This is a genomic window from Frigoribacterium sp. AC759 (genome assembly GCF_979256015.1).
The window spans coordinates 1-23,288 of sequence record NZ_CEEDMT010000024.1; the positions used below are offsets into that span (position 1 = coordinate 1).

Annotated in this window: 19 protein-coding genes; 1 reads left to right on the forward strand and 18 read right to left on the reverse strand. The window is 71.3% G+C overall.

What is annotated here, in order from left to right:
* The 7 genes from ACZ6JE_RS12845 to ACZ6JE_RS12875 form a co-directional block, all read right to left on the reverse strand.
* A partial coding sequence (locus ACZ6JE_RS12845) for a peptidoglycan-binding domain-containing protein (protein ID WP_464319190.1) occupies positions 1 to 677 on the reverse strand: 677 nt, incomplete at its 3' end.
* Between the two features lie 34 nt (positions 678 to 711).
* Entirely contained in the window at positions 712 to 1,629 is a 918-nt protein-coding gene (locus tag ACZ6JE_RS12850) for a hypothetical protein (RefSeq protein ID WP_464319191.1), read from the reverse strand.
* A complete protein-coding gene (locus ACZ6JE_RS12855; RefSeq protein WP_464319192.1) occupies positions 1,626 to 2,444 on the reverse strand; it encodes a hypothetical protein in 819 nt (272 codons plus the stop codon). Before ACZ6JE_RS12855 ends, ACZ6JE_RS12850 begins: the two co-directional genes overlap by 4 nt.
* A gap of 92 nt (positions 2,445 to 2,536) precedes the next feature.
* Positions 2,537 to 2,950 (reverse strand): peptidase inhibitor family I36 protein, encoded by a 414-nt coding sequence (locus ACZ6JE_RS12860; protein ID WP_464319193.1) that lies wholly within the window; start codon positions 2,948 to 2,950, stop codon positions 2,537 to 2,539.
* Positions 2,951 to 3,184: 234 nt separating this feature from the next.
* Positions 3,185 to 4,285 (reverse strand): BMP family lipoprotein, encoded by a 1,101-nt coding sequence (locus tag ACZ6JE_RS12865; RefSeq protein ID WP_464319194.1) that lies wholly within the window; start codon positions 4,283 to 4,285, stop codon positions 3,185 to 3,187.
* 117 nt (positions 4,286 to 4,402) lie between these two features.
* A complete protein-coding gene (locus tag ACZ6JE_RS12870) occupies positions 4,403 to 5,128 on the reverse strand; it encodes a response regulator transcription factor (RefSeq protein WP_464319195.1) in 726 nt (241 codons plus the stop codon).
* A complete protein-coding gene (locus ACZ6JE_RS12875) occupies positions 5,119 to 6,438 on the reverse strand; it encodes a sensor histidine kinase (protein WP_464319196.1) in 1,320 nt (439 codons plus the stop codon). The genes ACZ6JE_RS12870 and ACZ6JE_RS12875 overlap by 10 nt, the downstream gene beginning before the upstream one ends.
* Positions 6,439 to 6,655: 217 nt before the next feature.
* On the opposite strand from ACZ6JE_RS12875, the gene ACZ6JE_RS12880 reads away from it, so the two are divergent.
* Positions 6,656 to 7,084, forward strand: coding sequence for a DUF6314 family protein (locus tag ACZ6JE_RS12880; RefSeq protein ID WP_464319197.1), 429 nt, complete (start codon positions 6,656 to 6,658; stop codon positions 7,082 to 7,084).
* Between the two features lie 123 nt (positions 7,085 to 7,207).
* On the opposite strand, the gene ACZ6JE_RS12885 is transcribed toward ACZ6JE_RS12880, so the two are convergent.
* From ACZ6JE_RS12885 to ACZ6JE_RS12935, 11 genes are all read right to left on the reverse strand, one after another.
* Positions 7,208 to 9,868 (reverse strand): phosphoenolpyruvate carboxylase, encoded by a 2,661-nt coding sequence (locus tag ACZ6JE_RS12885; protein WP_464319198.1) that lies wholly within the window; start codon positions 9,866 to 9,868, stop codon positions 7,208 to 7,210.
* 241 nt (positions 9,869 to 10,109) lie between these two features.
* Positions 10,110 to 11,348 carry an alpha-hydroxy acid oxidase gene (locus ACZ6JE_RS12890; protein ID WP_464319199.1) on the reverse strand — a complete coding sequence of 413 codons (1,239 nt, stop codon included), beginning with the start codon at positions 11,346 to 11,348 and terminating at the stop codon, positions 10,110 to 10,112.
* Positions 11,349 to 11,379: 31 nt separating this feature from the next.
* Positions 11,380 to 12,888 carry a rhamnulokinase gene (locus tag ACZ6JE_RS12895; RefSeq protein ID WP_464319200.1) on the reverse strand — a complete coding sequence of 503 codons (1,509 nt, stop codon included), beginning with the start codon at positions 12,886 to 12,888 and terminating at the stop codon, positions 11,380 to 11,382.
* 7 nt (positions 12,889 to 12,895) lie between these two features.
* Positions 12,896 to 14,965, reverse strand: a complete 2,070-nt coding sequence (locus ACZ6JE_RS12900; protein ID WP_464319201.1) for a bifunctional aldolase/short-chain dehydrogenase — start codon at positions 14,963 to 14,965, stop codon at positions 12,896 to 12,898.
* A 45-nt stretch (positions 14,966 to 15,010) separates the two neighbouring features.
* A complete protein-coding gene (gene rhaI / locus ACZ6JE_RS12905) occupies positions 15,011 to 16,174 on the reverse strand; it encodes an L-rhamnose isomerase (protein ID WP_464319202.1) in 1,164 nt (387 codons plus the stop codon).
* A complete protein-coding gene (locus ACZ6JE_RS12910) occupies positions 16,171 to 16,572 on the reverse strand; it encodes an L-rhamnose mutarotase (RefSeq protein ID WP_192061526.1) in 402 nt (133 codons plus the stop codon). Before ACZ6JE_RS12910 ends, rhaI begins: the two co-directional genes overlap by 4 nt.
* A 77-nt stretch (positions 16,573 to 16,649) precedes the next feature.
* The gene (locus ACZ6JE_RS12915; protein ID WP_464319203.1) at positions 16,650 to 18,149 is read right to left on the reverse strand and encodes an arabinose isomerase; all 1,500 of its coding nucleotides are present in this window, start codon (positions 18,147 to 18,149) and stop codon (positions 16,650 to 16,652) included.
* A gap of 123 nt (positions 18,150 to 18,272) precedes the next feature.
* Positions 18,273 to 19,337, reverse strand: coding sequence for a rhamnose ABC transporter substrate-binding protein (gene rhaS, locus ACZ6JE_RS12920; RefSeq protein ID WP_464319211.1), 1,065 nt, complete (start codon positions 19,335 to 19,337; stop codon positions 18,273 to 18,275).
* Positions 19,338 to 19,433: 96 nt separating this feature from the next.
* Complete coding sequence (locus tag ACZ6JE_RS12925) at positions 19,434 to 20,594, reverse strand: ABC transporter permease (protein WP_464319204.1); 1,161 nt, start codon at positions 20,592 to 20,594, stop codon at positions 19,434 to 19,436.
* On the reverse strand, positions 20,587 to 21,618 hold the full coding sequence (locus ACZ6JE_RS12930; protein ID WP_192061472.1) for an ABC transporter permease: 1,032 nt from the start codon (positions 21,616 to 21,618) through the stop codon (positions 20,587 to 20,589). The genes ACZ6JE_RS12925 and ACZ6JE_RS12930 overlap by 8 nt, the downstream gene beginning before the upstream one ends.
* Positions 21,615 to 23,174 (reverse strand): sugar ABC transporter ATP-binding protein, encoded by a 1,560-nt coding sequence (locus ACZ6JE_RS12935; protein ID WP_243215383.1) that lies wholly within the window; start codon positions 23,172 to 23,174, stop codon positions 21,615 to 21,617. Before ACZ6JE_RS12935 ends, ACZ6JE_RS12930 begins: the two co-directional genes overlap by 4 nt.
* Positions 23,175 to 23,288 lie beyond the last annotated feature (114 nt).

Below are 23,288 nucleotides of genomic sequence, written 5' to 3' on the forward strand. Positions count from 1 at the left end.
GAGGGGGCGGGGCCGGCGCTCGGGGAGGGTGCGGGCGCAGGAGTGCCTGCCGGTGCGGACTGAGCGCCTGTCGCGTCGACGGCCGCGCCCGTGCCGGGGGTGGCGTCCGTGCCGGGGGCGCCCCGGTCCTCCTCGACGTCGACCACGGTAGGAGGCGCGTGTCCGGTTCGCGAGTAGAGCGCCGCCAGCGACCGTTCGGTACCGGCGCCGAACACACCGTCGACGGTCGTGGGGATGCCGGCGTCGCGCAGGGCCGCCTGCAGTTGTCGCACGTCGGGGCCCGTGTGGTCTCGACGGAGTTCGCGGTAGAAGGGGAAGCCGCCGGTCACGGCGAACACCGGGCGACCGTTGACCTCGGTGACGACCTGGCCCGCGGTGACGGGGGCGCCCGCCGACGTGGGCTTCCCGGTCACGTAGGCCGGCTCGGCGGCCGGAGACGGCAACGCGACGGACATGAGGCCGGTGCGACCCACCGTCGCCTGGAAGGTGATGCGGCGTGTGAGGTCGCCGACCCGGACCTCGGTCGTCACCGGGAGCGGTGACGGGGCGGTCGCGGCCGCCTCGCGCTGGGCGGGCGACTCGAACGCGTAGGCCAGCCCCCAGCCGCCGGCGAGGAGCGCGACGATCGCCACGCTCCCGCCGACGGCGAGGGCCCTGCGGGAACGGATGAAGGTCATCCTTCACCTCTCATCACGAGGGGGCGCGAGGAGCTCATCGGACCTCGGGCGCGTTCTCCGCGAGATAGGCCTCGGCGCGAGCTCGTTGCTCTTCGAGTTGATGGCCGTACCGCACGAGGACGTCCGCATGCGACTTCATGGCTTCCGCCTGCGCATCCCACTCCGCGTCGTACAGGGCGCTCGCATACCCCGAGGAGCCTTGACACGTCGCATCCGCGACCGCCACCCGGCGTTCCTCCGCGGAGACGTCGAATTCGTCGCCGACCGAGTACGGCGCGTCGATGGCCGGGCCACCCCCGTCATCGACGGATGCCGGCGGCATCTCCTCGGGCACGGCCGGGAGATCCGGGAGCCCTACGTCGGCCATGCATTCGCGCCATCGAGAGGCCGCCTCTTTGACCTCCGAAGACTGTTGCGCATCACCAGAAGCGCCACCCGCGATCTCCATCGCCAGGTCGTAGACCTGCCAACTCGGTTCGTCGTCCAGGACTGCCGTGCTCTGGTCGAAACAACTCTCGGCGGCTTCCGGCGCCTGTTCAGCCACAGCCCGTCTGGATTTCTCTCCATCGAGCCAAGCCTGTTCAGCTTCCGGCGATCTCGCGATCTCGCCGGAGTTCCCGTAACCGAACGTTTCGCCGAGCTCGACTGAGAAGAGCTTGCGGCCCGCAGCGTTCCAGGACTCGCCGGTCGTGGTACCCGGAGGGTCGAGACGGACCACCCACTCGTGCCCAGCCTCAGCCATGCACTTGTGGACGAACACCTGCTGGGCGTCATACTCGACGTTTAACAGCGGTGGCATGTACTGGTCGAGCGGGAGTCGCCACTGGGACTGGTTCTTTGCGGGCAGGTCGAGGTCCGTGCGCTGGGCAGCATCGGTCGCACACCCCGCGAGGGCCGCCGACACGACTGCCGCCGCGGGGACGATCAGAACGAATCGTGAACGTCCCCTCACGGCGAGACAGCGTTCTCTGCGAGGTACCTCTCGGCGAGAGCGCGCTGCTCTTCAGCCTGCTGCCCGAACCGCTCCAGATCGTCGATTCGGGAGTCCATGGCTTCTACCTGGGCGTCCCATTCGGCGTCGTAGAAGGTCGTCGTGTAGCCGGTGGAGTCTCGGCAGCTGGCATCCGCGACAGCGACGCGACGCACCTCGGTGGGCACATCGAGTTCGTCACCACTCCGGAACGGAGCATCGATGGCATCGCCGCCGTCACCCATGTCGACCGACGCCGGGGGCATCTCCTCTGGCACATCCGGCAGATCAGGCAGACCGACATCCCTCATGCACGCCCGCCAGTCCCCTGCGGCTTCGCGGACCTCGAGCGACTGCTCTGCTTGGGCGTAAGCGAGGTTGCCTATCTGCTGAGCCAAGTCGTATGCAGAGCCATCCACGACACCGAGAACCGGAGCAGTCTCTTCGAAACAGGCGTCGACTGCCTCAGGGTGCTGTTGCGAGACTGCGCGGTTCGCGCGATCCGCGTCCATTCGGGCCTGGGCCTGATCGAGCATTGGAGAGTTCCCGTAGCCGTATCTGTCTGCGAGCCCGACGGAGAAGAGCTTGCGGCCGGCGTCGCTCCAGGATTCCGGCGGACTCGCTCCATCCTCAGTCGGTACGACGCGCCACTCGTATCCCACCTTCGCAAGGCACGATGCGACGATGACCTGCTCGGCATCGGAGACAGGATCCACAAGCGGCCACTGGTACGGGTCGAGAGGCAGGACCCACCTCTGTTCGTTCTTCTCGGGCAGCGTCAGTTGAGACTCATTCACCGAGGCAGTCGAGCAAGAAGACACGAAGACGACTGAGACGGCTATGATTCCGACCCCGAGTGCACGTGAGAGCCCTCCGCGGAGGCTCTCCATCAGCAGTAAGCCCTGAAGCACGCAGAAGAGATCTGATCATTCAGGCCCTTGGCACTGAAATTGACTCCCTTGCCTTTATCAGCATGGATGTACGGACCCGTGTAATTCGCATGCTTGTACCAACGAGCCGCCATCCCGGACTGCCCGTTGTTGAATCCGGACGAACCCGCGTCATTGGTCCGCGTATGGAAGGTCCGCGCCCAGTAACCGACACTCTCGAAGTTTCTGACGTATTCATAGAAGTTGATGTTGCCGCCACCGTAGTTATTGTTCTCGTAGGTGCAGCCCAGTCCGCGGACGGGGCATCCAGCCGGGGCGGCCGATGCGGGCGCGGGGGTCATCACGGCGACGGAGCCCAGAACGAGATTCGCGGTCACGAGCAGGGTCGACAGCGTTTGGCGTGGCAGGATCATGAATAACACCTCGAATGAACCGCGAGCGCAGCGAGAGCCGCTGCGGTTCGTCAGTCGGCTTCCGAGGCCGCACGGTGGGTGCGACGTGCGAAATGCTACCGACTGTTATGTCTTGAGGTCAAGACCTGGCCGACCCGCTCCTCCTGAGGGTTGAGACGGCGTCGCTCGATTAGTCACGACATGCCGCGCTCCTCCTGAAGGGCACGGCGCGTCGTGACTCATCGACGCGGCGGGCTAGGGCGCGCTGGGCGACTCCACCGTCACGGCCCCGCTGACGATGTCGGCGCGGAGGGCGTCGAGCTCGCCGTTCAGCTCCGCCGGCACCGACGACTCCAGGTCGTGGAACGACGCCAGCCCGACGCCGTCGTTGTCGAGCGTGCCGACGTACGGCTCGTTCGTGAACGACCCGTCCGCCGACGAGATCGCGATGTCCTGGACGGCCTGCTCGGTGTCCTTGATGACCGAGGTCAGCAGGATGGGCCGGTACTCGGCGGGCAGCGTGTCGTAGCCGTCGTTGTCGACCCAGACCACCGACACGTCGCCGGCGTCGAGCGCGGCCGACGCGGCCCCCTCGCCGACCTGACCGGCCACCGGCATGATGACGTCGGCGCCCTGGTCGATCAGCGCCTGAGCCAGCTGCTTGCCCTTGTTGACGTCTTCGAAGTCGCCCGTGAACGAGCCGTCCTGCGCGGCCTTGTCCCAGCCGAGCAGCTTCACCGTCGTGCCGTGCGCCTCGTTGTAGGCGTCGACGCCGTCGGAGAAGCCGTCCATGAACAGGGTCACCGGGGGCTGGTTGCCGCCGCCGAACGTCGCCACGGTGCCGGTCTTCGAGACGCCCGCGGCGAGATAGCCCGCGAGGTACGACGCCTGCGCCGTGTCGAACACGATCGGCTTGACGTTCTCGCCCTCGACGGTCTCGTCGACGATGGCGAAGTCGATGTCGGGGTTCGCCGCCGCCTGCTCCTCCGTCGCCGGAGCGAGCTCGTAACCCACGGTCAGCACGAAGCCGCACCCCGAGGCGACGGCCTGCGCGACGTTCGGCGCCAGGTCGGTCTCGTTGGTCGAGACGAGCACCTCGGCCGCGATGCCGTCCTCCTTCTCGGCCTTCTGCAGCCCGGCCCAGCTCGACTGGTTGAACGAGCGGTCGTCGAGGCCACCCGAGTTCGTGACCATGCGCGAGCAGTGCGTCGAGTCGGTCGACGCCGGGTCGACGGAGGGCTCGGGGGCCGAGGCGCATGCGGCGAGCGCCAGCAGGGCGACGGCCGACAGAGCCGCGGAGCCGAGGAGGCGCGGGTGGCGGAGACGGGACGACGGACGATTCGTGCGGGCAGACACGGCGGTGACCTCCTGGTCGGGCGAGAGGAGCTCTCGAGACGAGGCACCCGATCGGCGAGCGGCCCTCCGATGATCATGGCAGCAGCCCTCGCCGGGGTCGACCTCCCGGCGACGCTGTTACGAGATCGTCGCCGAGCCCCGCCCGGCGGCGTGCACGAGCAGCGCCACCTGCACCCGGTTGTCGACCTCGAGCTTCTCGTAGACGTGCCCGACGTGCGTCTTGATCGTGGCGATGCTGACGAACAGGTCGGCAGCGATCTGCGCGTTCGTCGCACCGCGGGCCACCGCGAGGGCGACCTCGGCCTCGCGGTCGGTCAGCCGGTCGAAGCGCTCGCGCTCGACCCGGCCGACCGTCGGCGCCTGCGCCGGCGCCGGCGCCTCGGTGCCGATCCGCCCGGCGGCGACCCCGATCACCCGGTCGAGCACCGACGGAGACAGGATCGAGCGCCCCTCCGCGACGGTCCGCACGGCCTGCACGAGCTCGTGCGGCGGGGTGTCCTTCACCAGGAACCCCCGGGCGCCGAGCCGCAGGGCCGAGAGCACCAGCTCGTCGGCGTCGAAGGTGGTGAGCACGAGCACGGCGAGGTCGGGTCGCCTCGCGAGCTCGCGCTCGGTGGCGACGAGACCGTCGCAGCGCGGCATCCGGATGTCCATCAACACGACGTCGGGCTCGGTCCGATCAATCACCGCTTCGGCCTCGAGACCGTCGGAGGCCTCGCCGACCACCTCGATGCCCCGGTCGCCTCCGAGCAGGAGGCGCAGACCGGTGCGGACGAGGGTCTCGTCGTCGACGATCACGACGCGGACCGGTGCGGTGGCGGTGGAGGCGGCGGTCAGATCCACGGGAGCACCGCCTCGACGACGTGCCGCCCGTGCCCGTCGGGCCCCGCCTGGAACGTGCCGCCGACAAGTCGCACGCGCTCCGCCAGACCGGTGAGACCGTGCCCCGGCGCCGACGCGCGGTGCTCGATCGACGGGTTGCCGACGACGATGCGTAGTGTTCCGCCGGCCCCGCCCGTGAAGGCGATGTCGACCGGTTGAGCCGGGGCGTGCCTCCTCGCGTTCGTCAACGACTCCTGGACGATGCGGTACGCGTGCCGACTCAGCGAGGTCGGCAGATCGACCAGGGCGCTCGTCGTGCGGTCGTCGATGGTGCAGGCGACGACTGCGCCCGCCGCCCGGGCCTCGTCGAGCAGACCCGGCAGATCGGCGAGGGTCGGTTGAGGAGGCGCGATCTGCGTGACCTCGGACTCCCCCGTGGTCGACGGGTCGCGCAGCACCCCGAGCACGTCGCGCAGCTCGCTGAGGGCGGACTGCGCGTTGTCGCGAACGACGCCCGCCGTCTCGACGACCTCGTCGGGGCTCAGATCGCGACCCCGGTACTCGAGGGCACCGGCGTGGAGGGCCACGAGCGAGAGACGGTGGCCGAGGACGTCGTGCATCTCACGGGCGATCCGGGCGCGTTCGTGGTCGCGGATGCGCTCCTCCCGGAGGGCCTGCTCATGCTCGGCGAGCACCGCCCGGTCGCGCAGCGAGGCGATCAGGTCGCGACGGCTGCCGATGGCGGCGCCGACGGCCACGACGAGGGCGTAGAGGACGACGCCGCTGAGCAGCAGCTGCCAGGCGGGCAGGGAGTCGCCCATCGCGGGGAACATCACCGACTCCGAGAACCAGCCCGCGGCGAGGTACACGAGCCCGACGGTCGCCAGCTCGCGAGCGCGGCGACGGGTCGCGAGCGAGACGAGGCCGAGGACGGCGGCACCGGTCGCGAGGGTCGAGACGCCCCCGCAGAGCGCCAGGATCAGCGCGATGACGAAAGGTGCGCGATGCCGGAACGCGACGAGCACCAGGGTGGCGACACCGACGGCGAGATCGCCCATCATGCCGAGCCCGAGCCGGGCGTCGCTCCAGTCGGCGGTGGCCGTCTCGGGCCAGACGAGCGCGAAGGCCAGGAGGCCCACCAGCGTCGCGAGGCCGAGTCTCCAGGTCTCGGCCCAGACGCGCCGTGCCCGGGACAGGTGCGCGCGGCCGGGCCCCGCACCGGTCGCGGGACGCCGCGGCGGGGCCGGCGAGACGGGCGCCGGGGCCGGCGGCGCCGCCGGGAGCGACGGCGCGACCGGCGCCGCGTGGGGGGTCGATGCCGAGGAGGTCATGCCCCGAGCCTAAGGAGGGCGCCCGGCCCGCCGGATCGACCGAAGGTCGGAGTTCGCGCGTGGGCGGCTCGACGGCACCGGCCCCTGCGTGGCACCGCGGACCGACCGCGGAACCACGGGATCGCGCGTGCGCGGGATCCGGCGGGGCGACGGCCGTTTCGCGGCGTCCGACCGGACGACGGGCCGTGCGCGACGGGCCGTGCGCGACACTGGACGGATGGACACCCTCCCGCTGCTGCTCGGTCGTTGGCGCGTCGAACGCCGCATCGTCGACCGGCTCGTGGGCGACGAGACCGTCTTCACGGGATACGCGACCGTCGAGCCGGCGGGCGCCGCACCCGATCGACCCGCCTCGTACGTCGAGGAGGGGGAGGTCGTGCGGGGCTCGCACCGCGCCTCCGCGGCTCGTCGGCTCACGTATCACCCGCGGGCGGACGGGTCGCTCGACGTCCGGTTCGCCGACGGTCGGCACTTCGTCGACCTCGACCTGCGGTCCGGAGCCTGGGAGGCGCGGCACCCGTGCGCCCCCGACGACTACCTCGTCGAGACGCGCGTTCTGACGCCCACGTCGTTCGTCGAGCGGTGGACGGTGCGCGGCCCGGCCAAGTCGTACGACGCCGAGACGACGTACACGCGCGCAGGCTGACGCCGGCAGCCGTCGCGCACGCTCGAGGGTGGGCAGAACCCGCCCCTCGCATCGCGGAGAAGGGCGACTTCTGACCACCGTCGAGCCCGGCGCGCGGGCTAAGCGGCGAGCCCGCTCGTCGGATCAGCCCGTGTTCTGCAGGCCGGCGGCGATCCCGTTCACGGTGAGCAGCAGGAGGCGGTGGTCGGCGTCGGCCGGGTCGCCGCCGCCGTTCACGCGGATCGACCGGAGCGCCCGCAGCTGCAGCAGCGACAACGCGTCGACGTACGGGCTGCGCAGACGCACCGAGCGGCTCAGCACCGGGCGCCCGTCGAGCACCTCGGCGTGCTCGCTGACCTTCAGCACCCACTCGCGGGTGAGCGCCATCTCGTCGAGCACGGCTCCGGCGAGGTCGTCGCGCTCGGCCAGGCCGAGGTACTCGCGGGCGATGTGCCCGTCGGTCTTCGCGAGCGACAGCTCGACGTTCTTCACCATCGTGCGGAACAGCGGCCACGTCTTGTACGCGTCGCGCAGCAGGTCGACGTCGCCGACGGCCGCGAGGGCCGAGCCGAGTCCGTACCAGCCGGCCAGGTTGATGCGGGCCTGGGTCCAGGCGAACACCCACGGGATCGCCCGCAGGTCCTCGAGCGACTCGACCGACAGCCCACGACGGGCCGGGCGTGAGCCGAGTGCGAGCAGGCCGACCTCCTCCATCGGGGTGACGGCGGCGAACCACGAGGCGAAGCCCTCGGCCTTGACCAGTCTGAAGAAGGTCGCCCGCGACGCCTCGTCCATCGTGGCGACCACGTCGGCGAAGCGGGTGGCGGCCTCGGCGTTCTCGGCCTCGTTCGACGGGCTCGACGCCAGCAGCGTCGCGGCGGCCATCTGCTCGAGGTGCCGGGCGCCGATCGCCTGATTGCCGTACTGGGCGACGATGACCTCGCCCTGCTCGGTGATCTTGAAGCGCCCGTCGACCGAGTGCGGCGGCTGCGCCAGCACGGCCTCGTTCGCCGGTCCGCCCCCGCGACCGAGGGCCCCGCCCCGACCGTGGAAGAGCGTCAGCGTGATGTCGTTCGCGGCCGCCCAGTCGGCGATGCGCGCCTGCGCGTCGTACAGGGCGAAGGTCGCCGACACCGGCCCGACGTCCTTCGACGAGTCGGAGTAGCCGAGCATCACCTCGAGGCGGCGCCCCGTCTCGGAGAGGCGACGCTGCACGACCTCGGTGCCCAGCGCCTCCTCGAGGATGCGCGTGCTCGCCTCGAGGTCGGCGAACGTCTCGAACAGCGGCACCACGTCGAGCACGGGCGCGGCCTCGGCCGACCCGAGGGCGTACGCGGCGAGCTCGTGCACGTTTGCGAGATCGGCGGACGACTGCGTGAACGACACGATGTAGCGGGAGGCGGCACGGACCCCGTAGCGCACCTGCAGATCTTTGATGGTGCGGAAGACGGCGAGGACCTCGTCGGTCATCGGGCTCGTCTCGCCCCCGGCGCGCAGCTCGGCGAGCGCCGTGCGGTGCACCTGCGAGTGCTGACGGACCTCGAGCTCGGCGAGGTGGAACCCGAAGGTCTCGACCTGCCAGACGAGGCCCTGCAGCTCGCCGTTCGCGGCACGATGCGCACCGGCCGCACGCAGCGAGTGCTGCACCACGCGGAGGTCGGCGAGCAGCTGCTCGGGCGCGTCGTAGCCGAGCGGGTCGCCGTCGCGGCGTGTGGCCTCGATGCGCGCCGCGACGAATAGCAGCACGCGGCGGTGGGTCTCGTTCGGCGAGCGGACCCCGATGCTCGACGCGAGCTCGGGGTCGAGGGCCCGCTGCGCGTCGGCGAGGGCGATCAGCGTCGCATCGGCGGGCGTGTCGGCCTCGTCGAGGGTGAGGGTGGCGCCCACGCGGGATGCGGCCCGGTGCAGCCCGAGCAGCACGTGCTCGGCCGCGATGTCGGCGGCCTGGCGGGTGACCTCGGCGGTGACGTGCGGGTTGCCGTCGCGGTCGCCGCCGATCCAGCTGCCGAGTCGGAGGAACGCGGGGGCGACGGCGGGTTCGCGGCCGGCCCGGTCGCCGAGGAGGCGGTCGTCGAGCAGGCGGTACACCTGCGGCACGATCTCGAACAGGGTCTGGTCGAAGACGCTCATCGCCGTGCGCACCTCGTCGAGCGGGGTGGGGCGCGTGGTGCGGAGCGGCGACGTGCGCCAGAGGGTGTCGACCTCTTCGAGGAGACGGCGCTCGGCCTCGGCGACGGCGATGTCGTTCTGCAGCCGGTCGCGCTCGTCCATCAGGTCGCTGATGCGACGGATGGTCGACGCGACGGCGCGGCGCCGCGCCTCGGTGGGGTGCGCCGTCAGCACGGGGTGGAACCGCAGGTCGCTGAGGCGCTTCGAGGCCTCGTCGGCGCCGACCTCGGCGACGAGCTGCTGCAGCGTGTCGGCGACCGAGTCGAAGGCGGTGCGCTGGGCGCTGCCGCGGCGACGCAGCACGCGCACGCGGTGGTGCTCTTCTGCGAGGTTGCTGAGGTGGAAGTAGCAGGTGAACGCCCGGGCGACCTGCTCGGCGCGCTCCTGATCGAGACCGTCGACGATGGTCTGCGCGTCGTCGAGCGAGGCCCCGCCCGCCCCCTCGTACGCGGCGATGACGGCGGCGCGCACCGCCTCCACGTCGCGGAAGAGGTCGTCGGAGCCGGACTCGCGCAGCACCCTGCCGAGCAGGCTGCCGAGGAAGCTCACGTCGCCGCGCAGGTCGCCGTCGACGGCCCCGCGGATGTCGTCACGGCTGCTGCCGTCGGCACGTCTCGATGTCTCGATGTCGGTCACGGCCCCATTGTGGACGATGCGGGGGCGTGTGACGCACACCGCGCCTCCTCGGCTCGCCTCGGGTTCGCTCGGCGTCGCGGCGTGCGGCGGGTCCGTGTCATCGGGGGGGGGCCCGCGCGGCCCCGCCACGGAGGACGGGAACCCGCCGAAGGCAGAGGTACGGGCACGAGCGCAGGCACGAGCGCGGGCACGGGCACGGGCACGGGCAGGAGCGCAGGCACGGGCACGGGCACGCTCACGCTCAGCCGCGGGCGCGGGGCACGAGCCGCTCGAGCTGCGTGACGTGCTTCGGCTCGAGCTCGTCGAGCGAGTTCACCCCGAGGAGGCGCATCGTGCGGGCGATCTCGACCGACAGGATCTCGATGGCCCGGTCCACCCCCTCGCGTCCGCCGGCCATGAGCCCGTACAGGTACGCCCGCCCGATCAGCGTGAAGCGCGCGCCGAGGGCGACCGCGGCCACGATGTCGGCGCCCGACATGATGCCCGTGTCGAGGTGCACCTCGGTGTCGCCTCCGACCTCGCGGACGACGTCGGGCAGCAGGTGGAACGGGATCGGCGCCCGGTCGAGCTGACGCCCGCCGTGGTTCGACAGGATGAGCGCGTCCACCCCGAGGTCGGTCACCCGCCGGGCGTCGTCGACGGTCTGCACGCCCTTGACGACGAGCTTGCCGGGCCACTGCGACTTGATCCACGCGAGGTCGTCGTAGGTGACGGTCGGGTCGAACATCGTGTTGAGCAGCTCGGCGACGGTGCCCGACCAGCGGTCGAGCGAGGCGAACGCGAGCGGCTCGGTGGTGAGGAAGTCGACCCACCACCACGGGCGCGGCAGCGCGTCGATGATCGTCTTGGGCGTCAGCGACGGCGGGATCGTCATGCCGTTGCGCGAGTCGCGGAGCCGCGCACCCGCCACCGGCACGTCGACCGTCACCAGCAGAGTGTCGAACCCGGCCGCGGCGGCCCGGTCGACGAGGGCCATCGAGCGGTCGCGGTCCTTCCACATGTAGAGCTGGAACCAGTTGCGGCCGTCCGGGGCCGCCTCGGCGACGTCCTCCACCGACGCGGTGCCCATCGTCGACAGGCTGAACGGGATGCCGGCCGCGGCGGCCGCCGCCGCCCCGGCCTTCTCGCCCTCGGTCTGCATCATGCGGGTGAACCCGGTCGGCGCGATGCCGAACGGCTGCTCGACCCGTTCGCCGAGGACGTCCCAGCCGGTGTCGACCGTGGCGACGTCGTGCAGGATCGCCGGGTTGAACTGCACGTCGCGGAACGCCTGCCGCGCCCGCCGCAGCGAGATCTCGGCCTCGGCGGAGCCGTCGGTGTAGTCGAACGCGGCCGTCGGCGTGCGGCGCTTCGCGATCCGCCGCAGATCTTCGATCGTGAGCGCCTCGCGCAGCCGCTTGGCCTTGAGGTCGAACGTCGGCCTCTTGAACTGCATCAGCGGGGCGAGGTCGTGGAGATTGGGGATCCTGCGGTCGACCATGGTGGTCCTTTCGAGAGGTGCGTGAGGGAGTTCAGGAGGCGCGCGACGGCACCCGGGGCAGGTATCTGACGGGAGCGGACGACGCCGAGACCAGGGCCCGCAGCGCCTCGAGCGACGACGACGGGTCGACGATGCCGACCGCGCGGGCCTGGACGAGGATGTTCCCGAGCGCGGTGGCCTCGACCGGCCCGGCGAGCACGGTGCAGCCCGTCCGGTCGGCCGTGAGCTGGCAGAGCAGCGCGTTCTGCGACCCGCCGCCGACGACGTGCACGGTGCGGATGCGGCGACCCGAGAGGCGTTCGGCGTCGCGCAGGGTCTCGGCGTAGGCGGCGGCCAGCGACTCGAGGATGCTGCGCACCACCTCGGCCCTCCCCCGCGGTGGCTCGACGTCGTGCTCGACGCACCAGGCCCCTATGCGCGCGGGCATGTCGCCGGGCGGCGCGAAGCGCTGGTCGGTGGCGTCGAAGACCGGGACCGCGCGGGTGACGTCGGCCGCCTCGGCGAGCAGGGCGGCGAGGTCGCTGCTGCGCTCGGCGGCCGTGGCCCCCGCGCCGTCCCAGGTGCGCATCGACTCGCTCAGCAGCCACAGCCCCGACACGTTCTTCAGGAACCGGGTGCGACCGTCGACTCCGCCCTCGTTGGTGAACCCCGCGAGGCGCGCCTCGTCGGTGACGAGGGGTGCGGGCAGCTCGAGCCCGACGAGCGACCAGGTGCCGCTCGAGACGTAGGCCGCGTCGTCGCCGGCGAGCGGCACGCCGACCACGGCCGAGGCGGTGTCGTGCGACCCGACGGCCGTGACCCCGAGCGACGTCGGCGCCCCGATCGCCGAGGCGACCGACGGCAGCAGCGGACCGAGGGCGGCACCGGGCTCGACGAGCGGGGCGAAGAGATCGAGGGGGACGCCGACGCGGTTCATCAGATCGACGTCGAAGGCCCGCTCGACGGGCGACAGCAGCCCGGTGGTCGACGCGTTGGTCGACTCGGTCGCCGCCACCCCGGTCAGCCACCACGAGAAGAGGTCGGGCACGAGCAGGGCGCGGTCGGCGAGGGCCAGGGTTCCGGAGGCGCGATCGGCCGCCAGCTGGAACACCGTGTTGAACGGCAGATGCTGCAGCCCCGCCCGCGTGAACAGCTCACGGGGCGACACCGCGGCGTGCACCGCCTCGACCCCCGCCGCGGTGCGCCCGTCGCGGTAGTGGTACGGCGTGCCGAGCAGCCGGCCGTCGCGCAGCAGCGCGTAGTCGACCGCCCACGAGTCGACGCCGATCGACCGCAGCCCCGGCTCGTCGCGCACGGCGGCGGCCAGCCCCGCGGTGACGGACCGCCAGAGCCCGAGGACGTCCCAGTGCAGACCGACACCGTGCAGACCGAGACGACCCGCGCCTCCTTCGGGGAGGGTCACGGGGTCGTTCGCGAACCGGGCCACCGGGCGCAACCGGACCCCGTCGCGATCGACCCGGCCGAGCATGACCCGACCGCTCGTGGCGCCGAGGTCGACCGCGGCGACCGTGCCGCCGCCCATCGGGGTTCTGGTCGTCATCGTCGGCTCAGCGGAGGAAGGCCGCGGCGACGCCCGCGTCGACCGGCACGTGCAGCCCGGTCGTGTGCGAGAAGTCGCTCGTGCAGATGGCGAAGACGGCGGCGGCGACGTTCTCGGGCACGACCTCGCGCTTGAGGATCGTGCGCTGGGCGTAGAAGGCCCCGAGATCCTGCTCGTCGATGCCGTAGGTCGCGGCCCGGTTGGCGCCCCAGCCGCTGGCGAAGATGCCCGAGCCCCTCACGACCCCGTCGGGGTTGATGCCGTTGACCCGGATGCCGTGCTCGCCCAGCTCGGCCGCGAGCAGCCGCACCTGGTGGGCCTGGTCGGCCTTCGTGGCGCTGTAGGCGATGTTGTTCGGACCGGCGAAGACGGAGTTCTTCGACGAGATGTAGACGATGTCGCCGCCGAGCCCCTGGTCGACGAGCACGCGCGCGGCGTTCTTCGCCACGAGGAACGACCCCTTGGCCATGACGTCGTGCTGGAGATCCCAGTCGGCCTCGGTCGTGTCGAAGAGCGACTTCGACAGGCTGAGCCCGGCGTTGTTGACGACGAGGTCGAGACCGCCGAAGGCCAGCAGCACCTCGTCGATCGAGGCCTTGACGGCCGCCTCGTCGCTCACGTCGGCCGCGACGCCACGTGCCACGTCGGGCCCGCCGATCTCGGCCGCCGCGGCCTGCGCCTTCGCGAGATCGAGGTCGGCGATGACGACGCAGGCCCCCTCGGCGGCGAGGCGCGTGGCGATGGCCTTGCCGATGCCCGAGGCGGCGCCGGTGACGAGCGCGATGCGGGTCGCGAGGCGCTTCGGGGCCGGGAGGCGACGCAGCTTGGCCTCTTCGAGCGCCCAGTACTCGATGCGGAACTTCTCGGCCTCGTCGATCGGAGCGTAGGTCGAGAGCCCCTCGGCGCCGCGCATGACGTTGATCGCGTTGATGTAGAACTCGCCGGCGACCCGGGCGGTCTGCGCGTCTTTGCCGAACGAGAGCATGCCGACGCCGGGCACGAGCACGATGAGCGGGTCGGCCCCGCGGATCGCCGGGCTGTCGGGGGTCGCGTGCCGGTCGTAGTAGGCCTGGTAGTCGAGGCGGTACTGCTCGTGCAGCTCGCGGAGGCGCGCGATGGACTGCTCGACGGAGGCGGTGGCGGGCAGGTCGAGCAGCAGCGGCGTGACCTTCGTGCGGAGGAAGTGGTCGGGGCAGCTGGTGCCGAGGGCGGCCAGCCGCGGGTGCTCGGCGCTCGCGAGGAACTCGAGCACGGCGGGGTCGTCGCTGAAGTGCCCGACCTGCGGGGCGTCGTGCGAGGCCAGCCCGCGGATCGTCGGGGCGAGCGCGGCAGCCCGGGCGCGACGTTCGGCCTCGGGCAGGGCCGCGTAGCCGTCGAGAGCGGGGCCGAACGGGTCGGCCCGCGAGTGCTCGGCGATGTGCGCCTCGGCCGTCTCGATGATCCAGCGCGAGTTGGCCTCGGCCTCGTCGCTCGTGTCGCCCCAGGCGGTGATGCCGTGCCCGCCGAGGATCGTGCCGATCGCGTCGGGGTTGTCGGCCTTGATCGCGGCGATGTCGAGCCCGAGCTGCCAGCCCGGTCGGCGCCACGGCACCCAGACGACGCGCCCGCCGAAGATCTCGGCGGTGAGGCGCTCGCCGTCGGCGGCGGTCGCGATGGCGATACCGCTGTCGGGGTGCAGGTGATCGACGTGCGCGGCGTCGACGAGACCGTGCATGGCCGTGTCGATCGAGGGCGCCGCTCCCCCTTTGCCGTGCAGTGCGTAGTCGAACGCGGCGACCATCTCGTCTTCGTGCTCGGGGCCCCGGTAGACGTTCGCGAGACCGCGCAGCCGGTCGAGCCGCAGCACCGCGAGGCCCTGCTCGGTGAGCGTGCCCAGGTCGCCGCCGCTGCCCTTCACCCAGAGGAGCTCGACGGGCTCGCCCGTGGCCGGGTCGGTCGCGGTGCCCTTGGCCGAGGTGTTGCCGCCGGCGTAGTTCGTCACGCGCGGGTCGGCGCCGAGCCGGTTGCTGCGCGCGATCAGGTCGGCCGCGGCTGCGGGGGTCGTGCTGGTGGACGAGGAGGTGCGGGTCTGGTTCATGGGTCCGTTCTCGGTTCGCAGAGGAGGGGCGGGGACGATCGCGGCTCAGGTCCAGCTGAGCTGGGTGCCGCCGGCGCGTTCGTCGGCGAGGCGCTCTTGAGTGCCGCTCGCCAGGTACGCCGCCATCGGGTCGCGGGGCAGACCCCGGCCCTCGCGCCAGTCGGCGAGGGCGGGGCGGATGTCGGCGTAGAAGGCGTCCATCAGCACGGCGTTGGCGCCGAGCACGTCGTGGGCGGCGCGGGCGGAGTCGAGCGCGGGCCGGTCGACGAGCAGCGCCCGCGCCGTCATCTCTTGCACGTTGAGCACGCTGCGGATCTGGCCGGGGATCTTGTCCTCGACGTTGTGGCACTGGTCGAGCATGAACTGCACCGGCGAGCCGATCTCGAGCCCGCCGCCGTCGACGACCTCGAACAGGATGCGGAACAGCTGGAACGGATCGGCGGCGCCGACGATCAGGTCGTCGTCGGCGTAGAAGCGCGAGTTGAAGTCGAACGAGCCGAGCTTGCCGAGGCGCAGCAGCTGCATGACGATGAACTCGATGTTGGTGCCCGGGGCGTGGTGCCCGGTGTCGAGGCAGGTCAGCGCCTGGTCGCCGAGGGCGCTCACCTGGGCGTAGCTGGTGCCCCAGTCGGGCACGTCGGTGTGATAGAACGCCGGCTCGAAGAACTTGTACTCGAGCACGAGCCGCTGCTCGGGGTCGAGCCCGGCGTAGATCTCGGCCAGCGACTCGGCGAGGTGGTCCTGACGCTGACGCAGACTGTCTTGACCGGGGTAGTTGGTGCCGTCGGCGAGCCAGATCTTGAGGTCGCGCGAGCCGGTCTCGCGCATGATCTCGAGGCAGCGCAGGTGGTGGTCGATCGCCTTGCGTCGCACGGCGGCGTCGCTGTGCGCCAGGCTGCCGAACTTGTACGCCTCGTCTTGGAAGGTGTTCGAGTTGACCGTGCCGAGCGCGACGCCGTGGTCGGCGGCGAACGACCGCAGGGCGGTGAAGTCGCTCACCTCGTCCCAGGGGATGTGCAGTGCGACGCTCGGGGCGAGCCCGGTGTACTCGTGCACGGTCGCCGCGTCGGCGATCTTCTCCTCGGCGCTTCGCGGGGTGCCCGGGGTGCCGAACACCTTGAACCGGGTGCCCGAGTTGCCGAAGGCCCAGCTGGGCAGCTCGATCGCCTGACGCTCGAGCGTGGGGGCGATGGACTCGAAGGTGGTCATGATGCTTCTTCCGTGATCGTGTCGGTGGTGGTGCGGCGGCCGGCGCCCGGCAGGCCGAGCTGCGCCTCGAGGTTGAAGACCTGGGTGAGCAGCTCGAAGCCCTCGTCGGGCGGGGTGCCGTCGAGCGAGGTGAAGAACTCGGCCATCGAGGCCTGCCAGCGGGTGTTGACGTCGGTGCGCGCCATCGCGGCCTGCGCGGCCTCGAGCGACGCGGCCTCGACGTAGCCGATCAGCAGCCCGTCGGGTGCGGCGAAGAGCGAGTAGCCGTGCCAGCCGCTGTCGTGGAGGGCCTGCAGCATCTCGGGCCAGACCTCGGCGTGGCGCCGGGTGTAGTCGGCCAGCCGCTCGGGGGCTACCTGGAGGCGGAACGCGTAGCGCTCGTGCTCGTCGGCGGTCATGGGGTGTTCTCCGGTTCGTCGTTGAATCGTTTCAATGGCACGAGCGTAGCAAGTGCCGGTGGTGCGGACAAGAGGGTCTAGGGGTGCGCCGAGCCGAGGCTGCCGGCGAAGCCGTCGGCGTCGTCGAAGGGTGCCGAGACGTGCCGGTGCTCGACTCCGAGCAGCGAGGCCGCCGCCGCGACGTCACGCGCGACGTGCCCGACGCAGAGTCCCCAGTGATGACCGATGCCGCTCCGCGACCACTCGTCGACCCATTCGCCCGGGTCGCCGCCGAAGTCGACGCGCGACGTCGTGTTGCCGATCGCGAGCAGCGGGCCGGGCACGACCTCGCCCTCGCTCGTGACGAACGACAGGGCGCCGTCGCGATCCTGTCCGAGACCGAAGGTCGTCACCGGGCCGGGCTGCACGTCGAACTCGACGCTGACGCCGTAGCCGCGCTTGCCGTGGAACACCCCGAGACCCCGCAGCACGGGCCGTGACGACGAGATCGCCAGGTGGGCCGGCCCGTCGTGACCCATCTCGACCACCCCGTCGTCGAAGTCGATCGCCTGGATCTCGGTGAACGAGCCACCGACGCCGAGGGCCTGCGCGGCGAGCATCGCGACCGAGGTGCGGAGCTCGTACTCCCCCACCGTCGGCAACCCCCGCGCGTTGAGCAGCGACGCCCCGAGGATCATCCCGGCGCCGAGCCGCTCGTGCTGCTCGCCCTCGAGACCCCGGTGGTAGTACGCGAGCGAGTCGAGGTCGAAGTCGGCGACCAGCCGGTCGAGCCCGACCGAGACGCGCGCGCCCCAGTCGAAGTCCTGCTGGCCGACCGACGCGTCGACCTCGAACACCTCGCGGGCCAGGGCGACGCGCTCGCGCACCTCGGCGTCGGTGACGGCGTCGACCCGCACCCGCAGGTCGTCGAACTCGAGCACCTCGACATGCGACCCGAAGTGCGTCGACAGGAGGGTGAGGTCGGTGGAGACGTCGAGCATGCCCGGGTAGAGATGCCCCATCAGGCCGTGCCGCGCCTCCCTCAGCCACGCCCGGACCCCGGCGGCGTGCACCCACCGCTCGATGCGCCGCCACGCGCGCTCGCTCCGCAGATGACCCGAGACCGAGCGGAACTCGATGCCGGCCCGACGGAACACGTTCGCGACCTCGGGCACCGGGCACTGCCCGCAGTAGGCGAGCCACATGCCCGTGTCGAACCGCTCGTGGTCCATCCTCTCGGTCGGCTGCAGATCGATCACGAGCACGGGCACCCCGGCCCGCTGCGCGATGGGGAGGACCATCGACGACGTCAGATAGGTCGTGAGGAAGACGACGATCAGGTCGCAGTCGGCGGTGCGCAGCGTGTCGGCGGCGACCCGCGCCTCCTGAGCGTCCGAGATGAAGCCCGTGTCGATCACCTCGGCGTCGAGACCGCCGAAGCGGTCGACCACGTAGCGGGTGGACTCCTGCAGCTGCGGCAGCAGGCCGGGGAACTGCGGCCAGTAGGTGCCGAGACCGCCGGCCACGAGCCCGACGCGGGTGCGGCGGCGGCGGATCGGGGGCAGCAGATCGTGCACGGCGGAGGTGCTGGTGCTCATGGGGTGACGACTCCGGTGTCGACGGGGGCGCTCGCGCGCCGGATGGGCCGAGGAGGCGCGGTGCGCGCCCCGAGGGAGGGCGGGGCCGCCGAGGTGGTCACCCCGGCGGCCCCGCGGCGACGACTAGAAGTCGTAGTCGTCGATGTTGTCGGCGTCGAACTCGGTCGGCGGGCCGACGATCACGATGCCGTCGGCGCCGACGGTGCGCTCACCGAGGTCGCCGGCCTCGAAGGTGTCGCCCTCGGCGCCCGTGATGGTGCCGTCGACGAGCGCCTGACCGGCGTAGGCCGCGACGTAGCCGAGCTGCGCAGGATCCCAGAGGGCGAACGCGGTGACGGTTCCGTCTTTCACGAATTCACGCATCTCGTTCGGCAGACCGAGCCCGGTCAGCGCGACCTCGCCCTTGTACTCGGAGGTCGAGAGGTAGCGGGCCGTCGCGGCGATGCCGACCGTGGTGGGCGAGATGATGCCCTTCAGGTCGGGGTTCGCCTGGAGCAGCCCCTGGGCCTCCTGGAACGACTTCGCGTCGTCGTCGTCGCCGTAGACCTTCGAGACGATGTTGATCCCCGCGTAGTCGGGGTTCGTGTCGACCTCCTCTTCGATGTACTTGATCCACTCGTTCTGGTTCGTGGCGTTCGCGGTCGCCGAGAGGATCGCGATGTCGCCCTCGCCGCCGATCTGCTCGCTCATCTGGCGGATCTGGATCAGCGCGACGTCCTTCGCCTCGACCTGGCTGATGAACACGTCGCGGTAGTCGGGGTTCGTGTCGGAGTCGAACGCGACGATCTTCGCGCCGCCGTCGCGCGCCTCCTGCAGGGCCGGCCCGACCGCGTCGGGGTCGTTCGCCGCGATGACGATGACGTTCGCGCCCTGCTGCGTGAGCGTGTTGATGAAGGTGACCTGCGACGAGGCGCTGGCCTCGAGCGGACCGACGACGCTGTAGTCGTAGCCGATCGACTTCGAGGCCTCTTCGCCGCCGCCGAGCACGACGTCGGTGTACGGGTTGTTCAGCTGCTTCGGCACGAACGCGATCGACTGCTCGCCGTCGGAGCCGGAGCCCGTGGTCGCGTCGCCGTCGCTCGAGCCGGCCGTGAGGGCGCAGCCGGAGGCGACGAGCGCGACGCCGGCGAGGGCCGCCGCGGTCGACACGGCCCGGCGCACGCTGCGCCTGGTGGAGGTGGTGAACATCATCGTTCCGTCCTTTGCTGTGGGGGATGGTGCGTGGGGTGGTCTAGGTGGTCGGTGTTGTCGTGGTGGTCGGGGTGGTCAGGGTGGTCGGGGTGGTCAGGCCGCGTCGGCCGCCGAGGCGGCGAGCACGTCGCGCGCGGCCCGCCTCGCCCGACGCTTCTCGCGGACGACCGCGATCAGACTCGGCGTGACGACGCTGCCGACGAGCAGCAGACCGGTGACGACGTTGAGGACGACGTCGCTGATGCCGCCGAGGCGCAGCGCGTAGCTGACGCTCGAGATGATCAGCACGCCGGCCACGACACCGGGGATGCTGCCGCGTCCGCCGAAGATCGAGACCCCGCCGAGCAGGACGGCCGCGATGACCGCGAGCTCGATGCCGGTCGCGTTGTCGCTGCGAGCGCTCGAGTAACGGAGCGTCCAGTAGATGCCGACCAGGGCCGAGACGACGCCGGTGGCGACGAACATCCAGAACTTGGCGCGGCCGACGTGCACACCGACGAAGCTCGCGGCCTCCTTGCTGAAGCCGATGGCCGGCAGCGTGCGGCCGAACGAGCTGAAGTGCAGCAGCACCCCGAAGAAGGCGATGATGACGGCGACGCCGATCATCGCGGTGGGGATGCCGGTCGCCCCGATCTTCGACGTGAAGAACGAGGTCAGCGCGGGCGGGAAGTCGGCGACGGCGTTGTCGCCGATCACCACGAGGGCGAGCCCGCGGTACAGGGCGAGCGTGCCGATCGTCACGGCCAGCGACGGAAGTCCGATCGCGGTGACGAGCAGCCCGTTCAGCGCCCCGCAGCCGATGCCGATCAGCACGCAGACCACGAAGATCTCGGGGATGCCCCAGCCCGCCGCCCACAGCACGCCCATCGCGGCGCTGGTGAGACCCGCCGTGCTGGCGACCGAGAGGTCGATCTCGCCGGTGATGATCACGAGGGCCATCGGCATCGCGATCATCAGGATCGGGATCGCGTCGAGCAGCAGGAACCCGGTCGTCTGCACGCTCGCGAACCGCGGCACGGTCAGCGCGCAGACGATCAGCGTGCCGAGCAGCGCGTAGATCATGATCGCGCCGCGGCCGGTCAGGAGGCGACGGCGGCGCAGCCTCCTCTCGGCGGCGGACTCGGGGTCGCGACGGGCGGCGTCGCGAGCGTCGCGGTCGCCGGAGGCGCCGGCGGTGTCGCGGGACGCCGAGGAGGCGCGGCGCGGGTCGATCGCGGAGCCCGCGGCCGAGGGGGTGGTCGTCTGCTCAGGCATTGGTGGCCTCGCTCGTGCGGAGTCTCCGCGCCTTGCGGATCGAGGCGATCCGTTCGACGAGGATGGCGGTCAGGATGAGGACGCCGACGATGGCCTGCTGCCAGAACTTGTCGACGTTGAGCGCCGTGAGGCTGCTCGTGATGGTGGTCAGCAGCACCGCGCCGATCGCGGCGCCCACGACGCTGCCCGAGCCGCCGAAGATCGCGATGCCGCCGACGACGGCCGCGGCCACGATGTCGAGCTCGAGACCGGTGCCCGTGGTCGCGCCGACCGAGTTGAAGCGCGACGCGTACAGGACGCCGGCGAGACCGGTGAGCGTGCCGTTCAGCACGAACGCCGTGAGCACGCGCTTGCTGACCGGGATGCCGAACAGGCGGGCCGCCTCGTCGTCGGAGCCGATGGCGTACAGATCGCGACCGGGCCGGGTGCGGGCCAGGAACACCGCGACGAGCACGACGACGACGATCGCGATCACCGTGATGATCGGGACCCCCAGCACCGTGTCGACCGACAGTCGACCGAAGGCGGCCGGGCGGTCGCCGGCGAAGTACTGCTGACCGCCGGCCCAGGCGTTGTTCACGCCCCGGTAGATGTAGAGCATGCCGAGGGTGATCACGAGCGACGGCACCCGCGCGACCGTCACCAGGAACCCGTTGATCGCACCGAGGAGGGCACCCAGCGCCAGACCGATCGCGAAGACGAAGACGATGGGGATGTCGGGCGCCGCGGCGAACACCGAGCCCGTGCCGAACGCGACGAGCCCGAGGATCGACCCCACCGAGAGGTCGATGTTGTTCGTGATGATGACGGCACCGAGGCCGACGGCCATGATCACCGTGATCGTGGCGTTCAGCATCAGGTCTTTGACACCCTGCGCCGAGACGAAGAGCGGGTTGGCGATCGTCGTCACGATCACGAGCACCACGAGCGCCGAGGCGACCGGCACCTCGCGTTGACGGACGAGCGAGGCGAACGGGCTGCGCCCGGTGCCGAGCGCGGGGGCGAGGGCGTGCGAGGTCGTCATCGGCGGGTCTCCGTCGTCGTGGTGGTGTGCGCGGGCTCGGCGCCGGTGGCGGCGTTGATGACCGTCTCGGGAGTGGCGTCGTCGCGGTCGAAGGTGGCAGTGAGCCGCCCCTCGCGCATGACGAGCACGCGGTCGGCCATGCCCAGCACCTCCGGCAGCTCGGACGAGATCATCAGCACCGCGATGCCGCGACCGGCGAGATCGCTGATCAGCCGGTGCACCTCGCTCTTCGTGCCGACGTCGATGCCGCGCGTCGGCTCGTCGACGATGAGGAACGTCGGGTCGGTCGCCAGCCACTTGGCCAGCACCACCTTCTGCTGGTTGCCGCCCGAGAGGGTCGACACGGGGAGCTCCTGACTGCCGGTCTTGACCTGCAGTCGCCGCGACCAGTCGGCCGCCGCCTCGCGCTCGCGCCGCGCGCTGACCAGCCCGAGACGACTGAGCGTCGTGCGGAGGGTGAGCGTCGTGTTGCGGCTGACCGACATGTCCATCACGAGACCCTGCTTGCGGCGGTCTTCGGGGACGAAGCCGATGCCCGCCCTGATCGAGGCCATCGGATCGCGCGGCGCGAGCCTGCGGCCGCCGATCGTCACGGAGCCGGCGTCGTAGCGGTCGATGCCGAAGAGCGCCCGCGCCACCTCGGTGCGACCCGCCCCGACGAGACCGGCGAGCCCGACGATCTCGCCGGCGCGCACCTCGAACGACACGTCGTGGAAGACGCCCGCCCGGGTCAGCCCGTCGACGCGGACGACGGTGTCGCCGACCCGCGCCTCCTGCTTGGGGAACAGCTGGTCGACGTCGCGACCGACCATCGCCCGCACGATCTCGGGCGTGCTGACCTCGCTGGTCGTGTGCTCGGAGATGAAGGCGCCGTCGCGCATGACGGTGATGCGGTCGCTGAGACCGAAGACCTCGTCGAACCGGTGCGAGATGAACATGATCGCGCTGCCGCGGTCGCGCAGCGCCCGGGCGACCCCGAAGAGGCGCTCGACCTCGACGCCGCTCAGAGCCGCCGTCGGCTCGTCCATGATGAGCACCTTGGCGTCGAGCGAGATGGCCTTGGCGATCTCGATGATCTGCTGATCGGCGATCGACAGGCCCTCGGCGACGCGGTCGGGGTCGATCGGCACACCGAGCCGGTCGAAGAGCGCCCGGGCGTCGGCGCGCATCGCGGCCCGGTCGATGAACCCGAGACGGGTGGTGGGCTGACGCCCGACGAAGATGTTCTCGGCGACGGTCAGATCGGGGAAGAGCGTCGGCTCTTGATAGATGACGCTGACACCCGCCGCCTTGCTCTCGGCCGGGCTGCGGAACACGATCGGGTGGCCGTCGAAGAGGAAGTCGCCGCTGTCGGGCTGGTGCACCCCCGCGAGGATCTTCACCATGGTCGACTTGCCGGCGCCGTTCTCACCGACGAGCGCGTTGATCTCGCCGGCACGCAGCCGCACGCTGCCGCTCGAGAGGGCCACGACGGCGCCGAAGGTCTTGCGTGCGCCGCGCAGCTCGAGCACGGTCGCCGTCGGAGACGGCCCGTCGGATGTGGGGTCGATCGTCATCGATCGTTCTCCTAATCGCTCTCGTCGTCGAGAGAAGTGAATCGTTTCAACTTCTGTTCGTGCCGACTGTAGGGGCAGACTCGGTTCGACGTCAAGGGGCGCCCCGCGGCTGTG